This is a genomic window from Bartonella sp. AP150HLJHH, assembly GCF_042196385.1.
Taxonomy (GTDB): Bacteria; Pseudomonadota; Alphaproteobacteria; order Rhizobiales; family Rhizobiaceae; genus Bartonella.
This window is the reverse complement of sequence record NZ_JBHIQC010000037.1, coordinates 1-8,075: the sequence shown is the minus strand read 5'-3', so window position 1 is coordinate 8,075 and position 8,075 is coordinate 1. Positions and strand designations below refer to the sequence as shown.

At 37.6% G+C, this 8,075-nt stretch carries 6 protein-coding genes and 1 pseudogene; 6 read left to right on the top strand and 1 reads right to left on the bottom strand.

The window, feature by feature from the left end; all coding sequences use genetic code 11:
* From ACFING_RS08615 to ACFING_RS08590, 6 genes are all read left to right on the top strand, one after another.
* A partial coding sequence (locus ACFING_RS08615; RefSeq protein ID WP_375630493.1) for an ABC transporter substrate-binding protein occupies window positions 1–896 on the top strand: 896 nt, incomplete at its 5' end.
* A gap of 361 nt (window positions 897–1,257) precedes the next feature.
* Complete coding sequence (locus tag ACFING_RS08610; RefSeq protein ID WP_375613822.1) at window positions 1,258–2,874, top strand: ABC transporter substrate-binding protein; 1,617 nt, start codon at window positions 1,258–1,260, stop codon at window positions 2,872–2,874.
* A 110-nt stretch (window positions 2,875–2,984) separates the two neighbouring features.
* Window positions 2,985–4,058, top strand: a complete 1,074-nt coding sequence (locus ACFING_RS08605) for an ABC transporter permease (protein ID WP_375613823.1) — start codon at window positions 2,985–2,987, stop codon at window positions 4,056–4,058.
* A gap of 2 nt (window positions 4,059–4,060) precedes the next feature.
* Window positions 4,061–4,990: an ABC transporter permease gene (locus ACFING_RS08600; RefSeq protein ID WP_273790732.1), complete on the top strand. Its 930-nt coding sequence runs from the start codon at window positions 4,061–4,063 to the stop codon at window positions 4,988–4,990.
* The gene (locus tag ACFING_RS08595) at window positions 4,983–5,867 is read left to right on the top strand and encodes an ABC transporter ATP-binding protein (RefSeq protein WP_273790733.1); all 885 of its coding nucleotides are present in this window, start codon (window positions 4,983–4,985) and stop codon (window positions 5,865–5,867) included. The genes ACFING_RS08600 and ACFING_RS08595 overlap by 8 nt, the downstream gene beginning before the upstream one ends.
* Window positions 5,854–6,636, top strand: a complete 783-nt coding sequence (locus ACFING_RS08590; RefSeq protein WP_375630491.1) for an ABC transporter ATP-binding protein — start codon at window positions 5,854–5,856, stop codon at window positions 6,634–6,636. Before ACFING_RS08595 ends, ACFING_RS08590 begins: the two co-directional genes overlap by 14 nt.
* Window positions 6,637–7,186: 550 nt before the next feature.
* On the opposite strand, the pseudogene ACFING_RS08585 reads toward ACFING_RS08590, so the two are convergent.
* Window positions 7,187–7,959, bottom strand: a pseudogene (locus tag ACFING_RS08585) (autotransporter outer membrane beta-barrel domain-containing protein); the annotation flags it as partial.
* Between the last annotated feature and the right edge of the window lie 116 nt (window positions 7,960–8,075).

Below are 8,075 nucleotides of genomic sequence, written 5' to 3'. Positions count from 1 at the left end.
AGATTTTAATTCGCCATGTTGCAGAGCCCGGAACACAACGTTTGTTGTTGCAAAAGCACGATATTGATGTTGCTCGTAATTTGACACCTGAAGATCTTGCAGATCTGCAAAAAACAACAGATGTTAAAGTTGAAAGAGTGTTAGTGCCAACTATGATGTACTGGGGATTCAATACGACGAATCCTATTTTTGCTAAGGAAAAAGTACGTTTGGCGATGCGTTATCTCATAGATTATGAAGGTCTTGGCAAGAAGCTTCTCAAAGGGATTGGTATCCCACGGGCCAGTTTTATTCCTCTTGGCAACTTTGGGGCTTTGGATGAAAAAGAGGGGCAACCCTTTAAACTTGATATTGCAAAAGCCAAGCAGCTTTTAGCAGAAGCTGGTTATCCGAATGGATTTGAGGCAAATTTTCTCGTGTCAAACACTCCTTATACTTTGTTACTTGCTCAGTCACTCCAGGATAGTGCTGCACAGGCGGGGGTGCGTCTTAAAATTGAACGTGTAGCAGGTACACAGTTGTTTTCAAAAGTTAATGCACGGGCTTTTGATACGACTTTTATCGGATGGAATAATGATTCTGTGGATCCTCATACAATGGCTTCACGTCTTATTTTCAATCCAGATAATCGTTTTGAGGCTAGAAATACAGCCTATCCTAGTTGGCAGCATGGGTATTTTGATGCCAATATGAATCAAAAAGTTGAAGAGGCATTATTTCAAAAAGATCCGCAAAAACGGGCACAACTCTATGCTGATTTACAACGTGAATTGATGCAAAAAGGACCTTATGCGTTTATCTTTCAACAATATAGCGTTGTCGCGATGACGCCTGATATCAAAAAGTGGGTTTGGAATAGTGCGCCGCGTATTTTTTATAGTAAAATTGAAAAATAAGTGTGTCTTTTTAGTGTTATCAAAGCTAAAAAGAGCTTAATCATAATTGCATGATGAAAGTATTCTCCCATATAAAGCTCTTCAGTTTTTTAAGGATGAAACTGTGAGGGATGTTTGTGTAGTACCAGTATATAATTAAGATCGTTTATAGGGAGCGATGAATATAGAAAGTTATATTGGGGAGGATCTTTGTTTATGGTTATAGATTCTCTGCATCCCGAATATAGACTGATGTATAAGAAAATTATTTTATAGATGCTTAGTTTGATTAAATGAAATTGATGTCTAATGCTATGCTATTTAAGCAAAATCACAATCACTTTGTGTGAAAAGGTAGAAGAATACAAAAGGAAGAGATAAAATGGGAAAACAAAGAATATTGAAAAAAATTTCTATTTTATTAAGCTCAATCGTTTTTTTTAATGGGGCTGTAACATCGGCATTCAGTGCCTCATCTAAAGATATATTGGTAATGGCATGGAATATTGATTCAATTAGTAGTTTTGATCCAGCGCAAACTGTTGAGGTTGTGACGAGTGAGTTATTGACGAATATTTGCAGCGCGTTAGTGAAATATGATGAGCATGATCCTACAAAAATTCGCCCTGCTATGGCAAAATCTTGGGACGTTTTAGATAATGGTAAAAGAATAGTCTTTCATCTTCGTGATGATTTAAAGTTTAATGATGGAAGGATGGCTACAGCGCAAGATCTGGTATGGTCGATGCGACGGATTATTAAATTAGGATTAAGCTATGCTCAATCTTTAATGGATTATGGGTTTACCAAAAACAATATTGAAACAAATATTCAGGCTCTTGATGATAAGACTTTACAATTAAAATTAGATAAACCCTATCCTATTCAGCTCATATTGACTGTTATTGGACAATCTTATGCTTCTGCTTTGCTTGATCGGAAAACAATTGAAGCACAGAGTATTAACGGTGATATGGGGAATAAATATTTAGCAACACATACAGCTTGTGTTGGACCTTATAAATTGGTGAGCTGGTCTCCAGGAGATAAAGTTGTGTTAGAGGCGACACAACATTATTGGGGCGATGTGCCTAAAATTAAGCAGATTGTTGTGCAGCATGTAGCGGATTCATCAAGTCAAAGACTTCTTTTGGAAAAAGGTGATGTGGATATAGTGCGTGATCTTTCTTCAGAGGATATTTTAGATCTTGAAAAAAAAGGAGGCCCAGTCAAAATTAGTCGTGTTTTGCGTCCGCAGATTATTTACTTATCGTTAAATAATAAGAATGCAATTTTTGCGAATGAAAAGGTCAGATTGGCACTTCGTTATTTGGTTGATTATGAAGGTCTTGGAAAAACTGTTTTGAAAGGGATTGCTATTCCTCGGGCAACTTATATGTCTTTAGGTGTTCCAGGTGCTTTAGATGAAAAAGAAGGTTTGCCTTTTCAGTTGGATTTGAAAAAAGCAAAACAACTGATTACTGAAGCTGGTTATCCTAATGGGTTTAAAGCTAATCTTTTAGTTGGAAGCCTTAGTTATATGTCGTCTGTTGCACAGTCTATTCAAGCCAATGCACGCAAAATTGGTGTTGAGCTTACAATTGAAAAAATGGCACAAAATCAATTGTTGAGCCGTGTACGTGGTGGAAATTATGATACTGCTATTATGGGGTGGGGGAGTGCCGATCCTGATGGACATCCTGCTTCATTAAATCACGTGTTTAACCCTGATCCAACATTTACAAAAAAGCACAATATGTATTTAGCTTGGCGCGCTGGGTATTATGATGAAAATATTAATAACATGGTGATGGATGCTTTGTTTGAGCAAGATCCCAATAAGCGCATTGTGCGATATCGTACTTTACAGCATTATGTGCTAGAGCATGGTCCTATGGTTTATTTATTTCAGACATATTATACCGTTGGTATGGGGCCTGATGTCAAAAAATGGATTTGGAACAGTTATAGACTTTATTACAATGAAGCAGAAAAATAAAAAGAAGCATGTTATAGAAAAGGATTGTAGAACATGCTTAATAAGAGATTGTTTTGTTATATAAAAAAGTATTTGCTTTATGTTTTGTCGCTACAGAGGGGATTTTTATAATGGTTTTGCCACTTTCAGAGACTGAAAGAGCTGTATCAGAAAAGCAGAAAAAATTATTTTTATGGGATTTTTTATGCAAAGGATTGAAACTTCTTATTTCAGTTTTTATCACATTGCTTGGGTTGGTGACGATCACTTTTTTTCTTGGTCATCTTCTTCCTCTAGATCCGGTTCTGTCTATTCTTGGTGATAATATCAGTCAGGAAGCTTATGATGCAATGTATTATAAGCTGGGTCTTGATAAGCCGTTGATTGTCCAATATTGGAAGTATCTTCATAATGTATTTTTGTTTGACTTTGGAGATGCTTTAACTTCTGGGCGACCTGTTCTAGCCGATATTATGCGTGTATTTCCTGCAACATTAGAGCTTGCAACCGTTGCTATTGTTATTGGCACAAGTCTTGGAATTCCATTTGGTGTTTTTGCAGCAATGTATCGCGATTCATTTATTGATTATGTTGTCCGTGTTTTTACACTTGTAAGTTATTCTACTCCAACATTTTGGCTCGGATTAATGGCGTTGTTAATATTTTACGCCAAGCTTGGCTGGGTTGGTGGCCCAGGACGACTTGATTTTCTTTATGAATATTCTTTTGAACCAAAAACAGGATTTTTCCTTTGGGATACTGCAAGCCAAGGACAATGGGAGGCTTTTGGTAATGTTTTTAGTCACGTTATTATGCCAGCTTTGATCTTGGCTTTCGGTGCTATGGCTTATATTAGCCGTATGACTCGTGGGTTTATGATTGAGCAGCTTAATCAGGAATATATCATTACTGCACGTGTAAAGGGATTATCGTGGGCGCGAACCGTTTGGGGGCATGCCTTTCGAAATGCTGCTGTTCAAATTATTACCGTTGTTGCACTTTCTTATGCTTTTTTATTAGAAGGGGCTGTTTTAACGGAGACAGTTTTTGCTTGGCCTGGTTTTGGACATTACTTGACAAATGCTCTTTTAGCCGGAGATATGAATGCAGTTGTAGGATGTACTTTACTTGTAGGATTTATCTTTGTCGCCATTAATTTATTTTCTGATTTGCTTTATCGCATTTTTGATCCAAGGACACGTTGAATATGACAGTAAGTAATCATCATAAATCGCAATCATCATCTTCTTTGGGTAGTTGGTTAAACGATCCTGTTCCAAACTCCATAATTCAAGCGAACATACAAAGAATTTATCACGCACTGGCTAAGTTTTTTCATAACTTTTCGGCTGTATTCGGTCTGCTTATTATTTGTATTATTATCATATGTGCATTTTTTGCTCCTTGGATTGCTACGCATGATTTTCTTAGCAATGATCTGGGGCATCGGTTGCAGCCACCCTCTATGGCGCATTATTTTGGAACAGATGAATTGGGACGTGATATTTTTAGTCGCCTTGTTTTTGGTTCCCGTATTACTCTTTATGTTGTTTTTCTTACAACAGTTATTGTAGGTCCAATAGGACTTATTGTTGGAACTGTATCTGGTTATATGGGCGGATGGGTTGATACTGTGCTCATGCGCATTGTCGATATTTTTCTTGCTTTTCCAGGTTTGATTTTAGCTCTTGCATTTTCAGCCGCATTGGGACCAGGGATTGAAAATGCTTCTATTGCAATTTCAATTGCAGCATGGCCACCAATTGCACGTTTAGCACGTGCTGAGACTTTGACAATACGTTCTTCTGATTATGTTTCTGTAGTTCGCCTGCAAGGGGCCTCTGCTTGGCGAATTATTTTGTTTCATGTTGCGCCCATGTGTATTCCTTCAGTGATTGTACGATTAACTTTGGATATGTCTGGAATTATTTTAACGGCTGCTGGTCTTGGTTTTTTAGGGTTGGGAGCTCAACTTCCAAGTCCTGAATGGGGTGCGATGCTTTCTTCAGGGCGGGAATTTATGATGACAAATTGGTGGTTGGCGGCAATACCAGGCTGTGCAATATTATTTGCAAGTCTTGCTTTCAACCTTTTAGGTGATGGTCTTCGTGATGTATTGGATCCACGCAATGGGTAATAAATTATTAGAAGTAGAAGATTTACGTATTTCTTTTCCTACAACGCGCGGCATTTCAGAAGTTGTGCGTGGTGTTAGTTTTTCTGTTGGAAAAGAAAAAATTGGAATTGTTGGTGAATCCGGATCTGGAAAATCGATGACTGGGCGCGCAATACTAAGGTTGAGTCCAAAAGCAGCCATTGTTAAAGCTAAAAAAATGCGCTTTGAGGATGTTGATTTATTGGCCGCAAGTGAACCTCAGATGCGAAAAATCCGTGGGAAACGTATTTCAATGATTTTACAGGATCCCAAATATTCACTTAATCCATTAATACGGATCGGGGAACAGATTATGGAGGCTTACCGTATTCATTACCGTGTTTCAAAAGCTGAAGCGCGGGAGCGCACCATATCTATGTTAGAATCTGTTCATATTCGTGATCCTGAACATGTGATGCGTCTCTTTCCTCATGAAATATCTGGGGGGATGGGGCAGCGCGTGATGATTGCAATGATGCTCATTCCAAAACCTGATTTAATTATTGCTGATGAGCCAACATCTGCACTTGATATTACGGTCAGACGACAAGTTTTATCTGTATTAGATGAACTTGTGACAAAATCTGGAACGGGACTTATTTTCATTAGTCATGATTTAAATATGATTGCTGATTTTTGTGATCGTATTTTGGTGATGTATGCGGGCCGTGTCTTAGAAGAGTTGCCTGCTTCTGATTTGTCTCACGCTTGTCATCCTTATACAAAGGCGTTGCTCGCGAGTTTGCCACGGCTTGATAATCCAGTTGATATTTTGGCTGTTCCTGAGCGTGATCCTGATTGGTTGTATAATCCTACGATTGTTAATGGCGTTGAGGAGGTTCCTCATGACAAATTGTGAGAATATTATTGATGTTTCTAATTTATCTGTAACTTTTGGTCATAGGCATAGGGCAGTAACAGTTGTTAAAAATGTTAATTTTCATATTAAGCGTGGTGAAGCTTATGGTTTGATTGGTGAATCCGGATGTGGAAAGTCAACTATTTTGAATACATTGGTGGGGCTTATTCCAGATTATAGTGGAAAGTTTCTTTTTGCTGGACAAGAAGTTGAAAAGAAAAGAAGTAAGGATTTTTTACGCTGTATTCAAATGGTTTTTCAAGATCCTTATGCTTCGCTCCATCCAAGAAAAATGGTCCATACGGTTCTTTCTGAATCGCTCAAAATCCATGGAATGGATAAGCAAAGAGAGCGGGTGGAGGATGCTTTAGATTCCGTTGGTTTAGATTCTTCATTTCTTTATCGTTATCCTCATGAGTTGTCTGGAGGGCAGCGTCAGCGTATTGCTCTTGCACGTGCTTTAATTATTGAGCCAGAGGTGTTGTTGCTTGATGAGCCAACATCTGCATTGGATGTGTCGGTACAGGCTGAAATTTTAAACTTGTTGAAATCGTTGCGAGCGAGAAAAAAGCTTACTTATTTGATGGTGTCCCATGATCTTGCTGTTGTTGCACATATTTGTGAACGTGTTGGAATTATGCATAAAGGGATTATTCTTGAAGAGCTTAGCAATGATGAATTGCGTAATCTACATGCGCAACACGATTATACAAAGGAGTTTTTTGAAGCAAGTATAGAGCCTATTGTCCATAGAGAGCAAAGAGCATGATCAATTTTACAGAAGAGAAAATGCAATTTTATTTGTTTTGAAGTTTCTGGAGATGTTTGGCGGCATTGTTAAGAGGGAAGGGGATAATAGGATTTTTTCAGTATGAATTTTCTGGGCAGTGTTTGAGCTGTAATATTTTAAATCCTATTAGAACTTCCATTTTGAAATATATGAGTGACTTATAACATACATCCCTTTGTTTGATATTATTGCATTATTTTTTACTTATCATTTTATGTTCAAAAGTTTTATTTTGGGATTTTAAGCATTAAATTCGTGAGAAATAACAAAAGATAGTAATGTTGTATTTTCTAGAAAAGCTTCTCATTATTTTACAATATCATTTTGTTTTTGGTTGTTCTCTTTTTTACAATTTTATTCTTTATAAAAAGAATTTTTTGTAAAAAACATCCAATGGTCAATGAATGTCTTCAAATATTTCGCTGTTCTCTATTTAAAAAAGCGCTTAAAAACAGCTTATAATAAACCAAAAAGGCAGCAATATACTGCCTTTTTGTTAAATTGAATAGGCTATTTTTACAGTTTTGATTTAAAACTGATAGAGTATTCCTCCTGAAAAGCTTGCACCACTTATACCAGTTTTTTGAAGCTTTTGTTGATAGCTGACATCACCATGAAGGGAGAGGTTAGCGGACAATTATGCACCAATACCAAGCCCACCTTCAACGGAACTTCCCGAGGGGTCACATTTATAATACTTATCAATATGGAATGTCTGATCATCACCAAAGGTTTTGATTAAGTTTACTTTTCCATAGAAAGACATAGGACGGCTGTTTTCAGTGGCAATGGTTTTTGTCAAACGTCCACCAACACGGGATTATCCATTGAGAAGGATTTTGCATCTCAATGGTCAGATTATCAGCATCTTTAATGGTATCAAACATCAAATGTTGATAGGCAAGCTGTGCCTGCGGTTCGAATGTTACGGCTTGAATACCCGTTGCAAATTGTTTGCCAACAGTGGTGGAGATACTCAACATTTTGGCGTTTTTCAATTTTGCAGTTTTACCAATAAGAGCATTGGTGATATCTCCCTTTATTATCCCATAGGATAAAAGCGTATCAAGGTAGAAACCATTGTCACGCTGTTTACTGCCATAGGCGGTGGTGAGTTGAAATGACTATTTATTCAATATGCTCTTACTTGCTGTCTTTTATATCTTTGGGGGTGAAAGAGAGTTGCCCGTAGGTTCGGACAAGACCCAAATGTGTTGTAGATATTTTTCCCTTCTGCGCGACAAGGTTAATAGCTCCTTGTAGAACAGCATAGTGAAGATGAGCACTGCTATAACCATATCTACTAGAAGTACTTTATCCAATGGCGCCTTTACGCTTATAGCAAAAAGTCATGATCCGTCATTGGGGCAAGTTGCTCTGGTTTTAAATGGTGAAGACGGTGTTCTCAAAAGTGGTGG